Source organism: Paenibacillus sp. WC2504, assembly GCF_052682475.1.
The window spans coordinates 6,997,089-7,017,920 of the sequence record NZ_JBQZFH010000001.1 but is presented as its reverse complement, the minus strand read 5'-3'; the positions used below and the strand labels follow the sequence as shown (position 1 = coordinate 7,017,920).

21 protein-coding genes are annotated in these 20,832 nt (G+C 47.3%); 15 read left to right on the top strand and 6 right to left on the bottom strand.

Going from position 1 to position 20,832, the window contains the following annotated elements:
* Positions 1-10 precede the first annotated feature (10 nt).
* Positions 11-292 (top strand): hypothetical protein, encoded by a 282-nt coding sequence (locus ACUN27_RS31720; RefSeq protein ID WP_127452894.1) that lies wholly within the window; start codon positions 11-13, stop codon positions 290-292.
* 105 nt (positions 293-397) lie between these two features.
* On the opposite strand, the gene hemQ is transcribed toward ACUN27_RS31720, so the two are convergent.
* Complete coding sequence (gene hemQ / locus ACUN27_RS31715; RefSeq protein WP_445560227.1) at positions 398-1,144, bottom strand: hydrogen peroxide-dependent heme synthase; 747 nt, start codon at positions 1,142-1,144, stop codon at positions 398-400.
* Between the two features lie 179 nt (positions 1,145-1,323).
* Between hemQ and ACUN27_RS31710 the strand changes: the two genes are divergently transcribed.
* Together ACUN27_RS31710 and ACUN27_RS31705 are read left to right on the top strand one after the other, a co-directional pair.
* On the top strand, positions 1,324-1,608 hold the full coding sequence (locus ACUN27_RS31710) for a YuiB family protein (RefSeq protein WP_315953257.1): 285 nt from the start codon (positions 1,324-1,326) through the stop codon (positions 1,606-1,608).
* A 72-nt stretch (positions 1,609-1,680) separates the two neighbouring features.
* Positions 1,681-2,565, top strand: coding sequence for an alpha/beta fold hydrolase (locus tag ACUN27_RS31705; protein ID WP_315953258.1), 885 nt, complete (start codon positions 1,681-1,683; stop codon positions 2,563-2,565).
* 79 nt (positions 2,566-2,644) lie between these two features.
* Here ACUN27_RS31705 and ACUN27_RS31700 read toward each other — a convergent pair whose 3' ends face one another.
* A complete protein-coding gene (locus ACUN27_RS31700; RefSeq protein WP_445560687.1) occupies positions 2,645-3,664 on the bottom strand; it encodes a zinc-binding alcohol dehydrogenase family protein in 1,020 nt (339 codons plus the stop codon).
* A 144-nt stretch (positions 3,665-3,808) separates the two neighbouring features.
* Here ACUN27_RS31700 and ACUN27_RS31695 point away from each other — a divergent pair, with 144 nt between their 5' ends.
* From ACUN27_RS31695 to dnaI, 3 genes are all read left to right on the top strand, one after another.
* Positions 3,809-4,171: a winged helix-turn-helix transcriptional regulator gene (locus ACUN27_RS31695; protein WP_445560226.1), complete on the top strand. Its 363-nt coding sequence runs from the start codon at positions 3,809-3,811 to the stop codon at positions 4,169-4,171.
* 185 nt (positions 4,172-4,356) lie between these two features.
* On the top strand, positions 4,357-5,865 hold the full coding sequence (locus ACUN27_RS31690; RefSeq protein WP_315953259.1) for a helicase DnaB: 1,509 nt from the start codon (positions 4,357-4,359) through the stop codon (positions 5,863-5,865).
* A 51-nt stretch (positions 5,866-5,916) separates the two neighbouring features.
* Entirely contained in the window at positions 5,917-6,870 is a 954-nt protein-coding gene (dnaI, locus tag ACUN27_RS31685; protein WP_326060424.1) for a primosomal protein DnaI, read from the top strand.
* Positions 6,871-6,944: 74 nt separating this feature from the next.
* Here the strand turns inward: dnaI and ACUN27_RS31680 are convergent, their stop codons facing one another.
* Positions 6,945-7,949 carry a globin-coupled sensor protein gene (locus ACUN27_RS31680; RefSeq protein ID WP_315953261.1) on the bottom strand — a complete coding sequence of 335 codons (1,005 nt, stop codon included), beginning with the start codon at positions 7,947-7,949 and terminating at the stop codon, positions 6,945-6,947.
* 93 nt (positions 7,950-8,042) lie between these two features.
* Complete coding sequence (locus ACUN27_RS31675) at positions 8,043-8,186, bottom strand: YqzM family protein (RefSeq protein WP_127452878.1); 144 nt, start codon at positions 8,184-8,186, stop codon at positions 8,043-8,045.
* A gap of 211 nt (positions 8,187-8,397) precedes the next feature.
* On the opposite strand from ACUN27_RS31675, the gene ACUN27_RS31670 reads away from it, so the two are divergent.
* From ACUN27_RS31670 to uvrC, 3 genes are all read left to right on the top strand, one after another.
* Complete coding sequence (locus ACUN27_RS31670; protein WP_127453203.1) at positions 8,398-8,781, top strand: MerR family transcriptional regulator; 384 nt, start codon at positions 8,398-8,400, stop codon at positions 8,779-8,781.
* Between the two features lie 138 nt (positions 8,782-8,919).
* Positions 8,920-9,234, top strand: a complete 315-nt coding sequence (trxA, locus tag ACUN27_RS31665; protein WP_127452876.1) for a thioredoxin — start codon at positions 8,920-8,922, stop codon at positions 9,232-9,234.
* Between the two features lie 101 nt (positions 9,235-9,335).
* Complete coding sequence (gene uvrC, locus ACUN27_RS31660; protein WP_315953262.1) at positions 9,336-11,270, top strand: excinuclease ABC subunit UvrC; 1,935 nt, start codon at positions 9,336-9,338, stop codon at positions 11,268-11,270.
* Here uvrC and ACUN27_RS31655 read toward each other — a convergent pair.
* The gene (locus ACUN27_RS31655; protein WP_315953263.1) at positions 11,230-12,873 is read right to left on the bottom strand and encodes a CPBP family intramembrane glutamic endopeptidase; all 1,644 of its coding nucleotides are present in this window, start codon (positions 12,871-12,873) and stop codon (positions 11,230-11,232) included. The two genes, uvrC and ACUN27_RS31655, sit on opposite strands and share 41 nt — an antisense overlap.
* 223 nt (positions 12,874-13,096) lie before the next feature.
* Between ACUN27_RS31655 and ACUN27_RS31650 the strand changes: the two genes are divergently transcribed.
* The 4 genes from ACUN27_RS31650 to ACUN27_RS31635 are packed head-to-tail and all read left to right on the top strand — an operon-like array spanning position 13,097 to position 17,164.
* Positions 13,097-14,449 (top strand): TrkH family potassium uptake protein, encoded by a 1,353-nt coding sequence (locus ACUN27_RS31650; protein ID WP_315953264.1) that lies wholly within the window; start codon positions 13,097-13,099, stop codon positions 14,447-14,449.
* Between the two features lie 14 nt (positions 14,450-14,463).
* On the top strand, positions 14,464-15,126 hold the full coding sequence (locus ACUN27_RS31645) for a potassium channel family protein (protein WP_315953265.1): 663 nt from the start codon (positions 14,464-14,466) through the stop codon (positions 15,124-15,126).
* Between the two features lies 1 nt (position 15,127).
* Complete coding sequence (locus ACUN27_RS31640) at positions 15,128-16,387, top strand: cation:proton antiporter (protein ID WP_326061499.1); 1,260 nt, start codon at positions 15,128-15,130, stop codon at positions 16,385-16,387.
* Between the two features lie 39 nt (positions 16,388-16,426).
* Positions 16,427-17,164, top strand: a complete 738-nt coding sequence (locus ACUN27_RS31635; protein WP_315953267.1) for a response regulator transcription factor — start codon at positions 16,427-16,429, stop codon at positions 17,162-17,164.
* A gap of 49 nt (positions 17,165-17,213) precedes the next feature.
* Here ACUN27_RS31635 and ACUN27_RS31630 read toward each other — a convergent pair whose 3' ends face one another.
* The gene (locus ACUN27_RS31630) at positions 17,214-18,110 is read right to left on the bottom strand and encodes a LysR family transcriptional regulator (RefSeq protein ID WP_315953268.1); all 897 of its coding nucleotides are present in this window, start codon (positions 18,108-18,110) and stop codon (positions 17,214-17,216) included.
* 288 nt (positions 18,111-18,398) lie between these two features.
* Between ACUN27_RS31630 and ACUN27_RS31625 the strand changes: the two genes are divergently transcribed.
* On the top strand, positions 18,399-19,052 hold the full coding sequence (locus ACUN27_RS31625) for a succinate dehydrogenase cytochrome b558 subunit (RefSeq protein WP_315953269.1): 654 nt from the start codon (positions 18,399-18,401) through the stop codon (positions 19,050-19,052).
* A 16-nt stretch (positions 19,053-19,068) separates the two neighbouring features.
* Positions 19,069-20,832 (top strand): succinate dehydrogenase flavoprotein subunit, encoded by a 1,764-nt coding sequence (gene sdhA / locus ACUN27_RS31620; protein WP_127452859.1) that lies wholly within the window; start codon positions 19,069-19,071, stop codon positions 20,830-20,832.

Below are 20,832 nucleotides of genomic sequence, written 5' to 3'. Positions count from 1 at the left end.
GGGGATCGCTATGCGGCACTGCAGTGTCCAAGTAAGAGGACTTCTTACCCGGGATGAACTGGATCGTTACAATGGACTGATTGAAGTCGGTCATTTTCTGGAGACGGAGAAACGTTACGATCATGTAGCAGTTGTACAAAAGGAAATTGATATCCTCATCCTTCCAGCCATCGAACGGTTGAAAGAAAAGAGTCGGCAGCGTGATCGCGATACCGAGGCGTATCTCGCACGCAAAGCGCAGATGGAAGCCGAACTTGCCGCTGCGCTCCGTGACGACGATGATGAGGATTAATCCATGAAGGAAGCTTGCTCTTAGAGGGCAGGCTTTCTTTTTTTACTTGGCAGGATGACAAAAAGAAGGACAGGCAAGAGGCCCATCCTTCGATGTTCTATAAAATTAAACCGTAATGAGTTTAGTAAACTTCTCAGATGTAAGCAAGTTACCCACGTAGAAATCACCGAATTCACCGAAACGTGCGCTCACTTCATCAAAACGCATTTCATAAACGAGCTTTTTGAAATGCAGGGGATCGTCGGAGAACAGCGTTACGCCCCACTCCCAATCATCCAGACCAACAGAACCCGTGATGATTTGTTTCACTTTGCCAGCGTATGTACGGCCAATCATGCCGTGGCTGCGCATCATCGTTTTGCGATCGTCCGCAGGGAGCATGTACCAGTTGTCATTGCCTTCGCGACGCTTATTCATCGGATAGAAGCAGATGTGCTTCGCTTTAGGCAGCGTTGGCTTCAAGCGCGCCTGAATCTCTGGATCATCCGCAGGGTCAACGCCAGGCTTAGCTAAGTAACTGCTTAATTCAACGATAGAAACATAGGAATATACCGGGATTGTAAAAGCGGCGAAGCTGGATTTATTAAAAGCATTTTCCAAATCATTCAGTTCTTCTAACGTTTCGCGCAATTGCATGAATACAAAATCAGCTTTCTGTCCAACGATGCTATATACGGCAGTGCTGCCTAATTTATCGTTTTCAATTTGCTGCCAATCGGACAAGAATGTATTCAGCTCTTCCGTTGCATGTTTACGCTCTTGCGGGGTTGCGGCATGCCATGCGTTCCAGTCAATCATCCGGAAATCATGGAGCGCATACCAGCCTTCCAGCGTTTGTACGGCTTCACTCATGAGTGTTCCTCCATTCAAAGCTAATATCCCCTACATTGTATCCAATTCATGGGGAAAGGGCAAATGAACAAAGGGTGAAGTAGAAAATGTTCAATTTGTGTACACTTTACCTGTGCGATCTCGTGGATTACAATGATAAGAAAGCGGAAGATGAGTTTCATAATTAGGGGGATCAGACATTGCTGCAGATGATTATTGCCACTGTCTTAATGATGGTGTTATTTTTTGGAATCGGTTTTATTTTGAACATGTTGATGAAGACCACATGGTTTCCACTCTATGCGTTTATCGCACTGGTGATTGGCGTTGTGATCTACGGCTCAATGGGGTCGGCCTCTTTTTTATCCAGCGGGGAAAGCTTTACGATTGTTGATATCGTTCCGGCTATAGGTGGACTAGTTGGCGCTATTCTTAGTGGGTCAGCAATTAAAACACTGCGTGTCAAAGGCTTCAAAATGTTCTAATGTAATAATAAAAGGCAAAGCGGGCTACGATAAGGTGAAGTTCTTGAACATGACCTGACGGAGGAGACGACTTTGCCTTTTGCCCATTTAAAAGGGACGATTCTGAATTATGAGATTTCAGGAACCGGCATCCCTATTGTGTTTATCCATCCGCCTCTGTTAACTTCAGAGGCTTTCTTTTATCAAAAAAAGCAGTTATCCCACCATTTCCAGGTGATCACATTTGATATTCGCGGCCATGGGTCCAGCCAAGCATCGGAACGCCCGCTCAGTATGGAGCTGATGGCACGGGATGTTCGAATGCTGCTCGATGAAATCGGGATAGAACAGGCTTATCTATGCGGGTATTCCACAGGCGGGATGGTCCTTCTGGAAGCGCTTTTAGCTTATCCTGAGCGTTTCCTTGGAGGAATCGTGGTGAGCGGCATGTCGGAATTGACCGATGTATATAACAAAATCAGGGTGTGGATGGCGTGTAATATGACCGGCCCGGTTATGCTGATGAATCTGTTGAAGAAAGCCATCACGAACGGAAACGCAGACAATCCCGCCACTTACCGCCAGCTGTATGAAAGCTCGCTGAAAGACTCGTCCGATGATGTCTGTATGTATTTTAGGCAAACCATTGCTTATTCCTGCACGCATCGACTCCGAAATATTAAGCATCCGATCTTATTAATGTTTGGTAGTAAGGATCGTTCTTTTCATCGGTATGCCCATTTGCTTCACTCGGGTCTGCCCCATAGCTCACTCTATTTCTTAAAAGATGCGAAGCATCAAATTCCGATCAAAAACGCAGCCAAGATGAATGATCTGATTCGCCTGTGGGTGGAGAGTCTGGAGAATCAGCACACAGAGCGAGGACTGCTCGATTTGGCGATTGCGAGGAAATTGAACCCTGCCATGTACGGAGAAGATACCCGATCCAGCGAGGAAAATGGGATTTCCCCTGACTGAATCCGGCATGTGTGAAATAAGTCTCATAAGGGGATGTCCACAGGTCATATTCAAACCTGGAGAACATCCCCATTTTCTTTTATTCAAAATGTTCCAGAACAATTTTGCCTATCGTATGGCCTTCCTCAAGCATGGCATGGGCCTTGCGGAGGTTTGCAGCATCGATGGGCGTTAATCTCTGAGTCACCGTGGAGCTTAGTAGTCCGTTATCGACTAGCCCAGCTTCATCATTAAGCAAATTGTGCTGTTCGATCATGTCGGATGTTTGAAACATCGCGCGTGTGAACATGAACTCCCAGGCGAATGTGACGCTCTTATTTTTCAGTAGATTCATGTTTAGTGTTTGACTGGTTTCTACAATCGAACAGATTTTCCCTTGCGGAGCGATTGCGTCAGCCATATTCTGCCAATGCTCAGCCGTGCTGTTTAAGCAGAAAATATAGTTAACGTCAGTTAAGCCAAGTGTATTTAATTGAGGCACGAAAGCATCATAATGGTTGATTATATGATCGGCTCCCATTTTCTTCACCCATTGCTCAGATTCAGGGCGTGAAGCTGTACCGATGACGGTAAGCCCGGCAAGTTTCGCTAGCTGCGTGGCGATAGAGCCAACTCCTCCGGCAGCGCCAAGGATCAGGACGGTTTTGCCGGCATTTTCCTCTTTATTCCGTGATACGCCGAGTCGCTCATAAAGGCCTTCCCAAGCGGTGATGGCTGTTAACGGTAGCGCGGCTGCATCGGCGAAATTCAGCGATTTCGGTTTCCGGCCGGCGATGCGTTCGTCAACGAGATGATACTCGCTGTTGCCGCCAGGGCGTGTGATGCTTCCGGCGTAATAGACCTCATCCCCTGGCTCAAACAATGTGCAGTCAGGTCCGGTTTGCTCTACGATACCTGCGACGTCCCAACCCAGAACGCGAACTGTGTCTTCGGTTTTCTCTTTCGGAGCACGCACTTTCGTGTCTACGGGATTCACGGAAATGGCTTTGACCTTAATCAGCAGGTCCTTGCCAGTGGGCACCGGTTTCTCGATTTCAACGTTAATAAGGCTTTCAGGATGCTCAATAGGAAGATAACGGAATAGTCCTACGGCTTTCATCGTTTCTTTGGAAGTCACATGCTCATCTCCTCTGTATGATATGGATATAATGTTGTCAGTGTAGCCTATTCATTTTAAAATAGGAAGTACGCACATTCGTGTGGTATAGTATCAATTTGTATACTAAGGAGGTGCCAAGGCATTATGCGTGATCGTGAAAGCGGTTATGGCAGCAAAGGAGATCGGGAAGGCTGCCCAGTTGAATATACATTGGACGTGATCGGGGGCAAATGGAAGGGTGTGCTGCTCTATCACATGATTGATGGATCCAAAAGATTCAATGAATTCAAACGAATCTGTCCCTCCATTTCACAAAGAATGCTGACCTTGCAGCTGCGTGAGCTGGAGGAGGATGGTATTGTCCATCGTGAGGTGTACCACCAAGTGCCTCCCAAAGTGGAATATTCTTTGACGGAGTTTGGTCAAACCTTGACGCCGATTATTTTGCTAATGAAAGAATGGGGCAAAAAGTATCAACAAAATTCGGAATGTTCCATCGAAAGCTAGGCGGCATGTACAAGGCCAACCCAGCCAGCCGAAAGGTTGGTTTTTTCATTTTAGGTAATATTATCTTTCTCTAGTAGATACCAAGCGTGTCGATTTTTGTGGTAGACTAATAGAGAGAGAAACCGAGATGCCGGCACAAGTGGCAGGCAGTCGGTTGAGCCTAGGCAGGATGGTGCTGTAATCGGATGAGAATGACGAATATGCTGCATTTCACGGAGAATCACAGGTTTTGTGTAGGCCGTGAATTTTCTTTAAGCAGTTTGGATTTTAAAATGTTGGCGATGATGTATCAGCCGATGATCGGTGGTTTGGCAATAAGCCTCTATCAAGCTCTCTATCAGCAGATGAGTGCGGAAAAGGTCGGATTTTCGCCTTTGGAACAGCAGCGTAAGTTATTTCTACTGCTGGATCTGGAGCAGGGAGAACGAGGCCGGAAGTATTTGATCGAGCAATCCTCCAAGCTTGAGGCCATTGGCCTCTTGCAGACAACCCGCAAGTTTTTGGCGGATGAAGAAGATTATATTTTTGTCTATACATTGTTCCCACCGCTTGGGCCCAATGAATTTTTCAGGAATCAACATTTGACGCTGCTGCTCCGCGACAAGGTCGGCAAGTTCATGCTGCTTTCTCTTCGGGAAGACTTGCTGGCGCCGGAGCCGGAAGAGTGCCGCGAAGCAAGCGAAGAGAATTTATCCGTTCCCTTTTATGACCTGTTCAGGCTTAATACCCAGGTGGTTGACTATGAATTAGAGCAAGCGCTATATGAAGCATCTGCGAGCAAGCAGGGTGAGGCTCGGATGGATGTCACGACCAAAGGTTTCCAGTATGCGGACATTATTATGAGGTTCCCACGCGGAGCGAGCAACCGGATTTTCGTTGAGGCGCTCAAGCATAAGCCGGATCAGATGGCAGCCATTAATATCGTGGCTAAGAAGTATAATCTTTCCTTGCAGGAAACATGCCGTTTGCTCGATGAAGATGGTGTCTTCAGCGAAGATGGCGAGCTGCAAATGGATCTTATGCAGTACAACGCGAACCTCTTTTACAGGCAAAGCAAGAAGCGTGAAGAGGAAAGAGAGCGAACGTTGTCCAGAACGGAAGAGGCTGGAGCCGGAAGCTCGACAGATCAGGCTGAAGAGAAATCCGTGGAGATGGCGTATTATTTGGAAGTGCCTCAGCAGCTGCGCGGCGAATGCACAGATCATCAATACAACTACATTATGCGTAACGAGCCGTATACAGCAGTCCTGAAAATGTTCTTTACACAGGGCTCTATTCCCGACGGCGTACTTAATATATTTGAGAAAATTGATTTGAATTATAAGTTAAACGAAGAAGTCATCAATGTATTGATCCATTTCCTGCACATCGACCGCCGCTCTTGGGCGAAGTCTTCAATTGAAGCGGTCGCCTCGGATATGCTCGGCAAACAAATTATTACTTACGAGCAAGCCGTAGAGTATGTGCGCGAGAAAATCAGCTACAAACAGAAAGCTGCATCCAAAGTGGAGGCTGCCAAAGCCGGCGGCGGTTCGGTAACCAGGGGCCGGCAGGGCAAAACCCAAAAGCCGCATATCCCGATGGTGGTGCAGGATGCAGGCGCTGCGGCTTCTTCCAGATTGACCGAAGAAGAGCTGGAGGCTGCGAGAAGGATGGCGCAGAAGCTGGACGAGCGGTTTAATCGGAAGAGCTGACGAGTGTTATTCCAATAGCAAGAGATTACACATATAGGAGGTGCCGCAATCATGGAATCGCTGTCGCACATTCTTAAATCCATGCCTAATTCGGAATGGAGACGCAAGGCGGAGGCCAAAATCAAGGCGGTCATGGATGACGCCTTAGTTCATAAGTTTCGCCAGAAGTATCCGTTTATCGATGATTATACTGTCAAGATTAACATGAATAAGCTGTACCAATATGTGACCGAGTACAAAACCTGCTCCAATTGCCCAGGCTTGGAGAACTGCCCGAATGATATGACAGGTCACTATACGATGCTAACCGCCGATACGGATAACGATAGAGTGTATATACATGAAGAAAAAGTGGCGTGCAAGAAGTTTACCTCCAAGCAGCTCCAGGATGCGATTTCTTCCCGAATCCGCACGTTCCACGTAGATCCACGGATGATTTCGCGCAGCTTCTCGTTCGGCGATATTCTTGAGACGGATTTGGACCGGGCGAAAGCCGTTATGCAAATCAATGACTATGTCAATCAAACGATGGAAACCGGACTGCAAACACGCGGGCTTTATTTATGCGGATCATTCGGCACGGGGAAAACGTTCCTCATGGGCTATATGCTGCATCAGCTGGCCAAAGTAGGGATGACGGGCGCCATCGTGTATATGCCGGATTTTGCCGAGGACTTGAAAGGCATGTTCCAAGAGCCTTCTAAGTTGAAAGAAACGATCGATCTTCTGAAAGAAACGGATCTGCTTGTTTTCGACGACATTGGGGCGGAGAATCTCAATCCGTGGCTCCGCGACCATGTTTTAGGGGCGATTGTGAACCATCGGATGAACCGGAAACCGACGTTCTTTACGTCCAACTATGCGCTGCATGATCTTGAGAAGCATTTCAGCTTCACGAACAAGGATGGCGACGAAGAGTATAAAGGACAACGGATTATGGACCGTATTCGTCCTTTTGTTGAGGTCGTGGAAGTGACCGGCACGAATAAACGGGGACGAACGTAGGAATTGAGGAGTTCAAAAAGACCCTTCTACCACAGGAAACGTGGATGGAAGGGTCTTTCTCGTATCAATGAAGGTTATGATTTCTTTAAACGTTCCAACTGGGTGGTTACACTCTCAATCATTTGAACGAAGGAAGTAAGCTCCTGCGCACTAGCGGCTTGTGTACGCGCGAAGTGAGTCGTTTCCTCGGAGCCCTTCTGCACGAGTTCGAGCTTCTGAGTGATCAGCTTCAGCTTTTTCTGGATCGTGTCGAGCGCTTCGCGTGAATGCGAAGCCAGCTTGCGTACCTCGTTAGCGACGACTTCAAAGCCGCGGCCATGCTCGCCTGAGCGTGCAGCTTCAATAGCTGCATTAAGACCAAGCAGATGCGTCTGGTCGGAAATTTCTTTCATGACGGAACCCATTTTCGAGATATCTTTGATCTCATGCTGGAGTTCGTCAATGCGATGGTTGGATAAATCTTGCGATTCCGCCGTTTTTATCGCAGTATCGGCTACGGTTTGACTGCTGCCGCCAAGCTCAACCATCATGGAAGCAAGGTCCTGCACAACGCTGGAGATGGTCGTCAGCATGATATCCTGCTCGTCTACCAAGGTTTGAATTTTCAGCTTCTCATCCTGCTCGTAGGCTTCCAAAACAAGTTGGCTGTCCAGGTTGAACATTTTACTTAACGCATGCAGCACTTGCGTCCACTCGTCAGGCATGATTTCTTTGAAATACTGCGTAGCAATGTCCGTATATTTTAAATAGGTGCCCAAGTACCAGGAGGTTGTCAGGCCAATGCGGGAGTGTACTTTTCCTATGTATAAACGTTTCATTATGTATTCATCGTCAATAAGTCCGGATGCCATGGATAGAAAGTACCACCGCTGCGTTTCTTTGAGGCGCTCAATCGTGCTGTGCTGCTGAATAATCGCAACAAGTTCAGGGACCTGCGTGATTTCGGCATATAGTTGGTCGACCAGTTTTTCTACAACACTTTGGAAGGCTTCTTCTTTACTTTTTAATAATCGTAAGTCTTCGTTCGTTAAACCGATAAAAGAAATGAGTTTTTGGCGATCTGGATGAACTTTAATCATTTAAATCGTAAGTCTCCTTTGCGGTGTGGTCTAATGAAAAAACCGCCCTACACTAACAGTGCAAAGCGGTTGACTTATGGGCTTGTACAAGTTCTACTTCATTACTTGAATAGCAGTTGCAACGGCTGCAATGATAAACAAGATAGCGAAGAACACGCCAAATCCGATACCAACATCCATGAAATCGTTACGCGGTTCTTCATACACGTGAAGCTCAGGGTGTTTTGGATCGCTCATGTGGTTACCCCCCTAACGTCCGACATTCTATAGTTTAAACTTAGTATACCCAAATTCGTCGAAACTTGTAAAGCTAATGGAAGTGACAATTATGCAAACAATAACAGACAAGAGCGGAAAGTGTAAAATAAGTCTTGACTCTAACATTAGTGTTATGGTTTAAAATAAAGTTATCCTTACTTGATCAAGGAAAAGGAAAAAGGTGAAAGCCATGCGGATTAGTGAATTATCCAAGCTGACAGGTGCCAGCATTCGTTCTTTGCGGTACTACGAGGCCAAAGGGCTTATCGCAACGCAGCGCGAAGAGAACGGCTATCGGGTTTTTAACCAAATGGCTGTTGAACGCGTGAAAACCATTCAGTTTTATTTGAGCCTGGGTTTTACGACCGAACAAATTGAAAGCTTTCTAAACTGCGTCATGAAAAATCAGGAGTCGCAATGCGATGATCTGCTGCCACTCTACACGGAGAAGCTGCAGGACATTGAGCGGCAAATGGAAATGCTGCAGATGCTGCAAGCGAATTTGAAGGATCGTATTGCTTATATTGAGCAGCAAAGGCTTCAGGGGCTGCCGGTAGGCGTGCCATCCAAGTAGGTTCCAGAGCCAGCCAGATTGCTAAGTTATGGTTTGGTTGAAATGGCCTATGGGTGTGGTATACTTTACATGTTGACGTTCATCGGTAGCAATTAACTACTTGATGTTATAAATCCATTCTTAGAAGGAGGAACTATCATGGCAATCGTGAATGTTTCTGATAACAGCTTTAAAGCTGAAGTTGAAAGCGAAGGTACAGTACTTGTAGACTTCTGGGCACCTTGGTGCGGACCTTGCAAAATGATCGCTCCTGTTTTGGAAGAGCTTGATAAAGAAGTAGAAGCTTTGAAAATCGCAAAAGTGAACGTGGATGACAATCCAGAGTCCGCTGCGCGTTTCGGCGTAATGAGTATCCCAACACTGATCGTTTTCAAAGACGGACAGCCTGTTGATAAAGTGGTTGGTTTCCAATCCAAAGAAGCTTTGAAAAATGTTGTAACTCGTCATCAATAAGTTGTTTTGAATTCGAACTAGAAACAATTGTTCGTGAGAAAAAGCTCATTTTCTGCTATGCTGAAAATGAGCTTTTTTGTGCACGAAAGGAGATAGGAATCATGACGGAGTTTGAACATGAGCAAGAGGACGCGGCCGTCCGTGAACAGCGTCTGGAAATGATTAAACATAAGCTTTCCTTATTACCGGATAAACCTGGTTGTTATATTATGAAGAACCGCGAAGGTACGATCATTTATGTAGGAAAAGCCAAAGTACTGAAGAATCGTGTGCGCTCCTACTTTACAGGAAGCCATGGTGCCAAGACGCAAAGACTAGTCAGCGAAATCCGCGACTTTGAATATATCATCACCTCCTCCAATGTGGAGGCGCTCATTCTCGAGTGCAATCTGATTAAGCAGCATCATCCGCGGTACAACGTACTCCTCAAGGATGACAAGACGTTTCCTTACATCAAGATTACCCATGAGGCGCAGCCGCGCCTGGAAGTCACGCGGCGGGTGTATAAGGATAAGGGCAAGTACTTCGGCCCTTATCCGAATGCTTTTGCGGCCCAGCAGACCAAGAAGCTGCTGGACCGATTGTACCCGCTGCGCAAGTGCAAGACAATGCCCGATAAAGTATGCCTATACTATCATATCGGACAATGTCTGGCGCCTTGCGAGTATGAGGTATCCGCTGAGCAGAATGAGCGGATGGTGCAGGAGATCACCCGTTTCCTGAACGGGGGACACGACGTCATTAAGGAAGAGCTGACGACCAAGATGTTGGCGGCAGCGGAAGAACTGAACTTCGAGCGCGCGAAGGAGCTGCGCGATCATATCATGAGCATCGACGCCTTGATGGAGAAGCAGAAGATCAATGCGGTCGACGCGCAGGACCGTGACGTGTTCGGCTATGCGGTGGATAAAGGCTGGATGGCGGTGCATATCCAGTACATGCGCCAGGGCAAGCTCATCGAGCGGCACGTCTCGCTGTTTCCGTATTATGGTGATGAGTACAGTGATTTCATCACTTATGTCACGCAGGTCTACATCGACAATCCTGCGCTGCCGAAGGAGATCTTCCTGCCTGGCATGCCTGAGGCAGAAGTAAGCGCAGCCCCTGCAGCAGTAGACGTTGTCACTGCTGAGCAGCCCGTGCAGTCCTCCGTGCAAGCCGAGGCTGAAATGAAAGATGTCCGCGAGGCGCTGGAATCGTGGCTGAAGGTCAAGGTCCACATCCCGCAGCGCGGGCTGAAGAAGCAGATGGTCGATATGGCCAAAGATAACGCCCGCAACGCGCTGGAAGAGAAGTTCCGTCTCGTGGAGCGGGACGAAAGCCGGACGACCAAAGCCGTGGAAAACCTCGGCGAGTGGCTCGGTATGGGCAAGATTCGCCGGATCGAAGCGTTCGATAACTCGAACATTCAGGGAACGAATCCGGTCTCAGCGATGGTCGTTTTTGTGGACGGGAAGCCCGATCGCAAAGAGTACCGCAAGTACAAAGTGAAAACGGTCGTGGGCCCGGACGATTACGAGACGATGCGTGAGGTCATTCGCAGAAGGTATGAACGTGTGCTTAAGGATAATCTGACGATGCCCGATCTTATCGTCGTCGACGGAGGCAAAGGGCAAATTTCCGCCGCGGTCGATGTATTGGAGAATGAGCTAGGGCTGTACATTCCGATTTGCGGTCTAGTGAAGGATGCGAAGCATAAGACAGCGCAGTTGATGATGGGAGATCCTGCGGAGATCATTCCGTTGCCGCGGGACAGCCAGGAGTTTTATCTGCTTCAGCGGATTCAAGATGAGGTCCATCGCTTCGCCATCACGTTCCATCGGGAAACGAGAGCGAAGTCCATGGTAGCCTCACAGCTCGATGCCATTCCAGGTATCGGGGAGAAGCGCAGGAAGGCACTCCTGAAGCATTTCGGCTCCGTTCGCAAAATAAAAGAGGCTGAAGTCCAAGACTTCAAGCCTCTGGGTATAGGCGAGAAATTAGCAGGCGAAATTCTCAAAGCGCTCCAAGGCGAGGCGGCGGTTCCCCAGGAATAAGGGGGCCCCGCCTTTTTCCATGCAGCCATGTAAGGAAATAACCGACGATGGCTGGGAGCAGGAGATATAAGATCCCGCACAGCACATCGCTTACATGTCCTAATGAGAAGAGTGACATCCCCATCAGGATGCTGTCCATGCAGGCATGAGCGAAGACGGCGGTAATGAAACCATATTTGAGGAACACATAACCAAGAATAATACCGATAATGGTAACTTCGATTAACCGTGTATAGACCGGATAGATCGGGTACTGGGTGTGGCTCGCCGCCCAAATCACACTAGGAATGAGAATTGCAATAAAATTATTGCGGAACAGCTTTTTAAATAAAATGATGCCCAGCAGCCGGTAAGTGGCTTCCTCCGAAATCGCCGCAACCCAAGCCATCAAAGGGAAGAGGCGGGGTTCCACCATGTTGAGGACGGAATCGGTTGGATCGTTGACCGCCCAAACATCAAATTTGACATCCCCTGTATAGAAGAGAACCTGTTGAATCCCAAGGATGAACAGCGCCAGCAGGTAGCCCCGTCCCATGCCATAAAATAGCTCTGTGCCATACCTATGTTCCTTCCAGGTTGGCCACTTGGGCTGCCCCATCGAATTCCACAGGCCATTGCCGGCTACAAGAGAGAAATAGAGTGAGATAGCGAGTCCAACAGCTAGTACGTTCATGAAAATGATGGTCGCCCATGTGGCGAACTCAGCACTCGGACCTCCGCCGCTAATCAAGCGGAAGGCAGGGTACATATTAAAGTTATTGGCGATGTAAATGGCTAAGAAAATAGCCGTCAGCAGGAGTCCGCTGCGAAATCTCATTTGTTTCCGATAAATGATGATAAGGACAATGGCGGCAATGGTCATGAGAATGGAGAAGCCCATTGAAACCCAGGTCATCACGGAAGCGGAATGATCCTGAGCATCAAGCCAATCCAGATGCGAAGCCGGCAAGCTGAAAAGTACGGTGTAGCCGACTAAATTCTTCTCATCGAATTGCGTGCGAACTTGTAATTTCGCTTCTCCCATAGGTTGAGATTGTTTTTCGTAGTATAGAACCAAACCGGAGTTTTTCTGCGCTGCGTCTTCCGTTTTATCGATGGCTTTCATGTCATCGGGATCAAGCCCGCGAGCTCGCATTTCCTGCTTGGCCATAATGTCAGCCTTCTGTTTGCTGATAAGAGCACTCTCGCTCTCAGCGTTATAGACCTCACGCCATCCGATTACGGCGCCGTCCGTGTAGTTGATTTCAACTTCAAACTGACGGTTTTTCTTGGAATCACTTACGTTGACTTGATAATAGTCTAGCGGGTAGCGTTTGCCGAATGCCGCGTCATAGCTCTCGGATAGATGCTCCTTCTGCAAATAGCCGCTGCGTTCTTTTTTAGACTGGTACGCTACAAAAGAGTTGCTCCCCTTGATCGCATAACGCTCATTGATGAAGGTAGAAGCATGTTCTGCGGCCTGCGCTTTGGTGATGGAAGGGTTCTCGCCCGCCGGCGCTTCTTCCGTTTGTAAGCCATACAAAGCCGTTATGCCCGCATAAAGGGCTATGCCTATACAGGCTAGGAGGAGGAGAAATCGGTTTAATTTCGGCCTTGGCATCATTCAATTCCCTTCTGAATTCACGAGTATGAAACCTTCATTTCCACGTTACCATGAGTTTTACAAGAATGCGAATTTTAGGTGGAAATACAAATCAAACAGTTATATAATACCTATATTTGCAAGTGAAGCCGAATGACTATAGTTGAGCGGGGAACGCTACTATTGACAGTATTTGCACGAATCGTTTCTTTGATTTCTTTCGTATCATAGACCAGGAGGGCCTATGCGTAAAAAATTAAGTATTTGGCAGATGACACCGCCACAAATTCTAGTTCTTGGCTTTGCCGTCATCATCTTTATCGGAGCAGGGCTCCTCACACTGCCGATTGCATCAGCGACCGGCCACTCCGTCCCCTTTATTGATGCGCTGTTTACTTCAACTTCTGCGACCTGCGTGACAGGACTAGTTGTTGTTGATACGGGAAGCACGTATACCATGTTTGGCCAGATCGTTATTGTCTCCTTAATTCAGATTGGCGGATTAGGGTTTATGACGATGGCTACACTGCTTGCCTTTGTTTTCCGCAAGAAAATTACCCTCAAGGAACGGTTGGTGCTTCAAGAGGCTTTCAATCAAGGTAGCATGGAAGGCATTGTCCGTTTGATCCGTAAAGTGATTATTTACTCCTTATCCATCGAAGCGATTGCGGCCGTTATTTTCACGATTCGCTGGAGCTTTGACCTCGGTTTTTCTAAAGCGTTGTATTTCGGCATTTGGCATGCAATTTCCATGTTTAACAATGCAGGGTTTGATTTATTCGGCACAGTCGATGCTCCTTTCGTTTCCTTTACGGGATATGCAGACGATTTTGTGGTTAACTTTGTCGCGATGGCTCTTATTGTCTTAGGGGGATTAGGCTTTATTGTGATGTCGGATGCGATGGATTATCGCAAAACGAGGAAGCTTTCTTTGCACTCCAAGGTTGTACTAAGTATGACCGGCTTTCTTATCGTAGCAGGAGCTCTTATCATCTTTATATTCGAATATACGAATAACAGAACTTTAGGTTCGCTTGATTTAGGAGGCAAAATACTAGCTTCCTTCTTTCAATCCGTCGCTCCGAGGACGGCAGGTCCAAATACGGTGGATATTGGCGCGCTTCGTCAAGCTACGCAATTTTTCATGGTCATTCTCATGTTTATCGGGGCATCTCCAGGTTCCACAGGCGGCGGTATCAAAACAACGACCTTCACCATCTTGATCGCAGCCATTGTCACGATGATCCGTGGGAAAGAGGATATTGTCATTTTCCGCTACCGTTTGGCAAAGGACCGCATTCTTAAAGCGATTACGTTAACGATGATTGCCTTATTTCTCGTCATTACGGTTACCATGCTGCTATCGACCACGGAGGATTCACAGCTGCTCAAAATCTTGTTTGAAGTCACATCCGCGTTCGCAACGGTAGGATTAACGATGGGACTCACTCCCGATTTAACGCTCTTCGGTAAAATTCTCATCAGCTTGACGATGTTTGCCGGGCGCCTCGGCCCGATCACGCTCGCTTATGCGCTTCAGCCGAAACAAGAGAAGGAATTATATAGATACCCAGAGGGTAAAATCACGATTGGATAGGGGAAGCTTAACAAATGAAGAAAACGCAATATGTGGTAGTCGGGCTTGGGCGATTCGGAGCCAGCATTTCCAAAGAGCTTATTAAGCTGGGCAATGAGGTGCTTGGCATCGATAAGGATGAGGAAGCGGTAGACGAGATGAGCCATGAGCTTACGCATACCGTTGTGGCGGATGCAACGGATGAAGATGTGCTGAAGTCTCTGGGAGTGCGTAATTTTGATTGCGCAGTCGTAGCGATTGGGGACGACATTCAGTCCAGTATTTTAACAGCGATCGTCCTGAAAGATTTAGGGGTTAAAAAGGTGGTAGCCAAAGCCCTGTCTGAATTGCATGGGAAAGTTTTGCAGAAGCTAGGGGTTGACCGCGTCATCTATCCTGAGCGTGACATGGGGATACGCGTAGCCCATCAGCTCAATTCACCGAATTTACTGGATTATATTGAAATTTCCAAAGATTATACGATTGCAGAGCTCTCCGTGCCGAAAAGGTTGTGTGGGCTTACGATTAAACAATTAGATCCGCGTGCCAAATACGGCTGCAGCGTGGTGGCGGTTAACAAACAAACAGGTGTGATTATTGCACCTACTGCTACCGATGTTGTAAATGAAAATGATGTCATGGTGATCATCGGAACGAACGATCAAATCGAAGAATTTGAAAGTGAAGTTATCCGATAAGATGGAGAATTCAACTTCCCAGCTCATTGAACATGTCATCGTGCTGCTCGTGCTCATTTTTGGATTAGGGATGTTGTTCGGGAAGGCAGCCAACTGGCTTAAACTCCCTGATGTTGCCATGTTTCTTGTAGCAGGTATGATCGCGGGACAAGCGTTCCACTGGATTTATGAGCCAAGTGCCTCGTTTACGAATCAATTCATTCTCGTTATCGGTTCCGCGCTAATTCTCTTTGACGGAGGACGCAACATCAAGCTCACCGGTTTGCGGCAAGTTTGGGTTACAGTCGGCATGCTTAGCATTCCCGGTGTGATCATCACTTGCGTGGCCGTTGCAGCTGCATCGCATTTCCTTCTGGAATTGCCATGGCTGTATGCATTGCTCCTTGGCGCAATTATTGCTTCAACAGACCCGGCAACGCTCATTCCGGTATTTAAACAAGTGAAAATCCGCCGCAAAGTCAGAGAGACCGTTGAAAGTGAATCGGCTTTTAATGATGCGACGGCTTCCATTCTGACATTTTCGCTAATTGCTGTCATCCTGGGCACCAAGGAAGTTTCCCTGCTTTCAGGCACACTTGATTTTGTCAAAACAGCACTCGGAGGGCTTCTGCTTGGAGCCGTTATCGGCTATGCGATGACCTTTCTTACTGCCCATTTGAAACTTGGCCTGCTGAGAGATTATGCAACCATTGCGATGGTCGTCACCTCGTTAGGAGCATATTTGGCAGGAGAAATCCTCGGCGTTAGCGGCTTTATGGCGACTTTTACAGCGGGGCTGATCTGGGGGAATGCCAGCACGTTCAAGCTTGATATGGAAGATAAGCGCCATGAAATGGAGCATTTTTCAGAGAATATTACGATTATCATGCGAATGCTAATTTTTATTCTTCTAGGCAGTCAAGTGAATTTCCCGGTCATCCTCGAGCATTTTTGGACGAGTTTGGGTGTCATCTTCGTATTTGTTTTTATCGCGCGTCCGCTGACAGTGCTGATCTGTACGTGGCCAGACCGTAAAGCGAAGTGGAAATGGAATGAGATCTTATTCATGTTCTGGGTTCGTGAAACAGGTGTTATTCCGGCGGCGTTATGCGGGATGGTGGCTGGTATGGGGATTGCACACAGTGATCTTATTGCGAGTGTTACTTTTATGGCTGTGCTAATCACCATCCTGTTCCAGGCAAGCACAACGGCTTTTGTGGCGAAAAAGCTGGGACTTGAAGTGAAGTCGGACGGGCCGGAAGCTGATGGTTCCGTCTTGTAAGTCCCAACGAGAGAATTTCGAGGCGAAGGTGGACTCCGAATGTACAAAGTATTAATAATCGAAGACGATCCGATGATCGGCGATATGATCTCCATGTATTTGGGTGAAGAAGGCTTTGAAGTCATTCGAATGGAGACGGGGCAAAAGGGAATTGAAGCGGTCAAGCCGTTTGCTCCAGACGTCATTTTGCTGGATCTTATGCTGCCGGATATGGACGGACTTGAACTGTGCAGACAGGTGCGAACTACGTCGAGTGTGCCGATTATGATTGTTTCGATGAGAAATAAAGTGGTTGAACGGGTGGCTGCGCTGGGGGCTGGAGCCGATGACTATATGTCTAAGCCGTTCAGCATGCATGAAATGAGCGCTAGAGTCCATGCTTTGATCCGCCGTTCCAATTTGTATCAAAATGCGGGTGAAAACACACGCGTGCACCCAACAGTACGCCACGTTACAAAGCCAGAGACAAATGAGGCGCTGATCGCGGATAAAAACAAGATTACCCTCGATCTTCAAACCCGTTCGATGATTGTTCAGGGGCAGTTGGTCGAGACGACATATTCGGAGTTTGAAATTATGAAATGTTTCGTCAACCATCCTGGTCGTGTGTACACGCGAGAGGATTTATTGCAAACCGTCCGGGGCTTCGATTCCTATGTCACCGATCGTGCGATTGATGTGCATATTGCCAATCTTCGCAAAAAAATCGAAGACAATCCCAAAGAGCCTAGGCGGATCCGGACGGTCTGGGGTGTGGGTTATAAGTTCGTCTATTAGTTTACATAGAACCTCTAATTTTGCTCGATAAACCGGGCGGATTGGAGGTTTATTTGTGCCTAGCAAAGTAGCTGATCGTTTGTTCGATGAATTTAAGGGACTCCGGATTGTCAGTTGCTTGGTCCGAATAGATTAGCGAAGTGGTTCGCTTCGTTTGCTCTAGTTCCACTAAGTAGCGCAGAATTAACTCATTATTCTGAATCAAATCTTCTCGCAGATACGACTTAGGAAGCAGTGTCGCGGTTTTGCAGGTAGATACGAGCCGAATGATCGCCTCGAAAGAATCGATTTCCATTTGGACATTAGGAAAAATCGTATACCTATGGAAGAGCTCATCCATCAAGATGCGATACCAGGTGCCTTTGGAGAAAAGGATCATCGGCAGGTCGTTCAAATCGCTCATCGTAATATTGGCTCGATCAATGAACGGATGCCCCAGCGGAAGCACCAGACATAGATGATCATCGAACAACGGCTCGCAGTGCAGGCTCGATGCATTGATTTGAGAAGCGACGATACCGATGTCGACTTTGTTTTCTTTGACCATGGTCACGATTTCATGCGTTTTGCCTGTAAGCAGTTTAATCTCTGTGAGCGGATAGACCTGCAAGTAATCTGTTATCAGATCGGGCAGTGTAGCCTGCAAAGTTGTTAAACTGGCGCCGATCGTAATCGAAGAATGGGTGCCTGCAGCTTTGTACATTTGAAGGGTTTGCTTGAATTTCCGTTCTACGTGGCGAAGCTCGAGCGCATGATCGTAGCAGATTTGACCTGCCTTGGTCAGCTCAAGACGCTTTCCTTTGCGGATGAATAGCTCCACGCCGAGTTCTTCTTCCAGCTTCATAATTTTGCGTGAAAGAGCGGGTTGTGAGATATTAAGCAGCTGTGACGCTTTATTCAGGCTTACTTGTTCGACAACAACGGCGAAAACATCTAAGAGTTCCATGTTTTTTTCATCTCCGTATTCATTTGTATATGCAAATTAGTTATAAGTATATATAAAAAAACGGCACTTCCATTATAAGCGTATTAGAGGTACGATGTACATGTCACTTTTTATTCACATTTATTGGACGACCGTGTATATTCGCTTACTAATTAGGTGTAAAATAGGCGTGGATGATTATGGGTTGACGCTCGTTTGCGGCGAGAGTAGAATGGTATGTGGCTTGTTTTGTCAGAACATGTCGGATGGTATTTATGAAATTTTGTTGAGGGGGGAATTGGTTACATTATGGGTAATTCGTATTACTTTCGAAAGATCCACTCTTTGCTTGGTGTAATTCCAGTGGGCTTCTTCCTTATTGAGCATTTGCTCACTAACTATGAAGCAACGAAGGGTCCTGAAGCATTCGTGGATCAAATTAACTGGTTGAACGGTCTGCCGTTGGTCCTGCTGTTAGAAATCGTAGGCATCTGGCTTCCGCTTCTTTATCATGCCGTTTATGGACTTTATGTGGCTTATCAAGCACGTAATAACGTCTCGAACTACAGCTATTTCCGTAACCAAATGTTTATGCTTCAACGGGTAACCGGCGTTATTACGTTCCTGTTCGTAGCGTGGCATTTGTTCGAGACTCGCCTGCAAGTTGCATTAGGCAATGTTGCACACGAAAATCTCGGCATGACAATGCATGACATTGCGACGAATCCGGTTATGTTTACGGTTTATGTGATTGGTATCGTTTCAGCGACATTCCATTTCTGCAACGGTTTATGGTCATTCCTTGTAAGCTGGGGAATTACGGTTGGACCTCGCGCACAACGTTACTCCTCCATTATTTGGATGGTATTGTTCGTAGTGATGTCCGTGATGTTTATTATGTCTTTGACTGCATTTACAGATACGCAATTTCAAGTTCCGGTAGAAGCGCATTCGGGGCATTAAGGGAGGGTGAACAGAAGTGGCTAATTCGAAAATCATCGTCGTCGGCGGAGGCCTTGCGGGACTCATGGCGACAATTAAAGCAGCGGAGGCCGGAGTTCACGTGCAATTGTTCTCCTTGGTTCCTGTTAAACGTTCCCACTCCGTATGTGCGCAAGGCGGCATTAACGGTGCGGTGAATACGAAAGGTGAAGGGGACTCCACGTGGGAGCACTTTGACGATACCGTTTACGGTGGGGATTTCTTGGCGAATCAACCGCCAGTTAAAGCATTATGTGATGCAGCACCAGGCATCATTCACTTGATGGACCGTATGGGTGTTATGTTCAACCGTACACCAGAAGGTCTTCTTGATTTCCGTCGTTTCGGCGGAACGAAATATCACCGTACGGCATTTGCGGGTGCAACAACAGGGCAACAGCTTCTGTATGCACTTGATGAGCAAGTACGCCGCTGGGAAACAGCTGGTCTCGTAACGAAGTTCGAGCACTGGGAATTCCTTGGCTCCGTTCTGGATGACGAGAATGTTTGCCGAGGTATTGCGGCTCAAGATTTGCGCAGCATGGAGATCCAAACGTTCCCGGCTGACGCTGTTATTTTGGCAACAGGCGGCCCTGGTATTATCTTTGGTAAAACAACGAACTCCGTTATTAACACAGGTACGGCAGCAAGTGCTGTTTACCAACAAGGCGTTAAATATGCGAATGGTGAAATGATTCAAATTCACCCAACGGCGATTCCTGGCGATGACAAGCTTCGCTTGATGTCAGAGTCCGCACGTGGTGAAGGCGGTCGTATTTGGACTTACAAAGACGGGAAGCCTTGGTACTTCCTTGAAGAGAAATATCCGGCGTACGGAAACTTGGTGCCTCGTGATATCGCAACGCGTGAAATTTTCTCCGTTTGTATTGATCAGAAGCTTGGTATTAACGGCGAAAACATGGTTTACCTTGACCTTTCTCACAAAGATCCAAAAGAGCTTGATATCAAGCTTGGCGGTATCATGGAAATCTACGAGAAATTCATGGGCGATGATCCGCGTAAAATCCCAATGAAGATTTTCCCGGCGGTTCACTATTCCATGGGCGGTATGTGGGTTGACTACAACATGATGACGAACATCCCGGGCTTGTTCGCTGCGGGTGAGTGTGAGTATCAGCATCACGGTGCAAACCGATTGGGCGCGAACTCCCTTGTTTCGGCTATCTATGACGGTATGGTCTCCGGTCCTAAAGCGGTTGAGTATATTCGCGGCCTAGAGAAACATGCGGATGATACGTCTTCCATCGTGTTCGATCGTGAGAAGAAACGTCACCAGGACCGCTATGAGAGCTTGCTCAAAATGAACAGCGGGACAGAAAATGCCTATGTTCTGCACAAAGAACTAGGCGACATGATGAATGCGAATATGACGGTTGTTCGTTACAATGATCGTCTTGAAGATACAATCAATAAAATTAAAGACATGAAAGAAAGATACAACAACATCAACATTACAGATACAGCTCGTTGGAACAATCAAGGGGTTGCGTTCACACGCCAACTCTGGAACATGTTCGAGCTTGCTGAAGCGATGACGGTGGGTGCATTAATGCGTAACGAGAGCCGTGGCGCGCACTACAAGCCTGACTTCCCTGAACGTGATGATGATAACTTCATGAAAACTACGATTGCCGATTGGACGCCGGAAGGTCCGAAAATCAGCTATGAAGACATTGATGTATCTTTGATTGCACCGCGGAAACGTGATTACTCCACGGAGAAGAAAAAGGGAGGACATTAA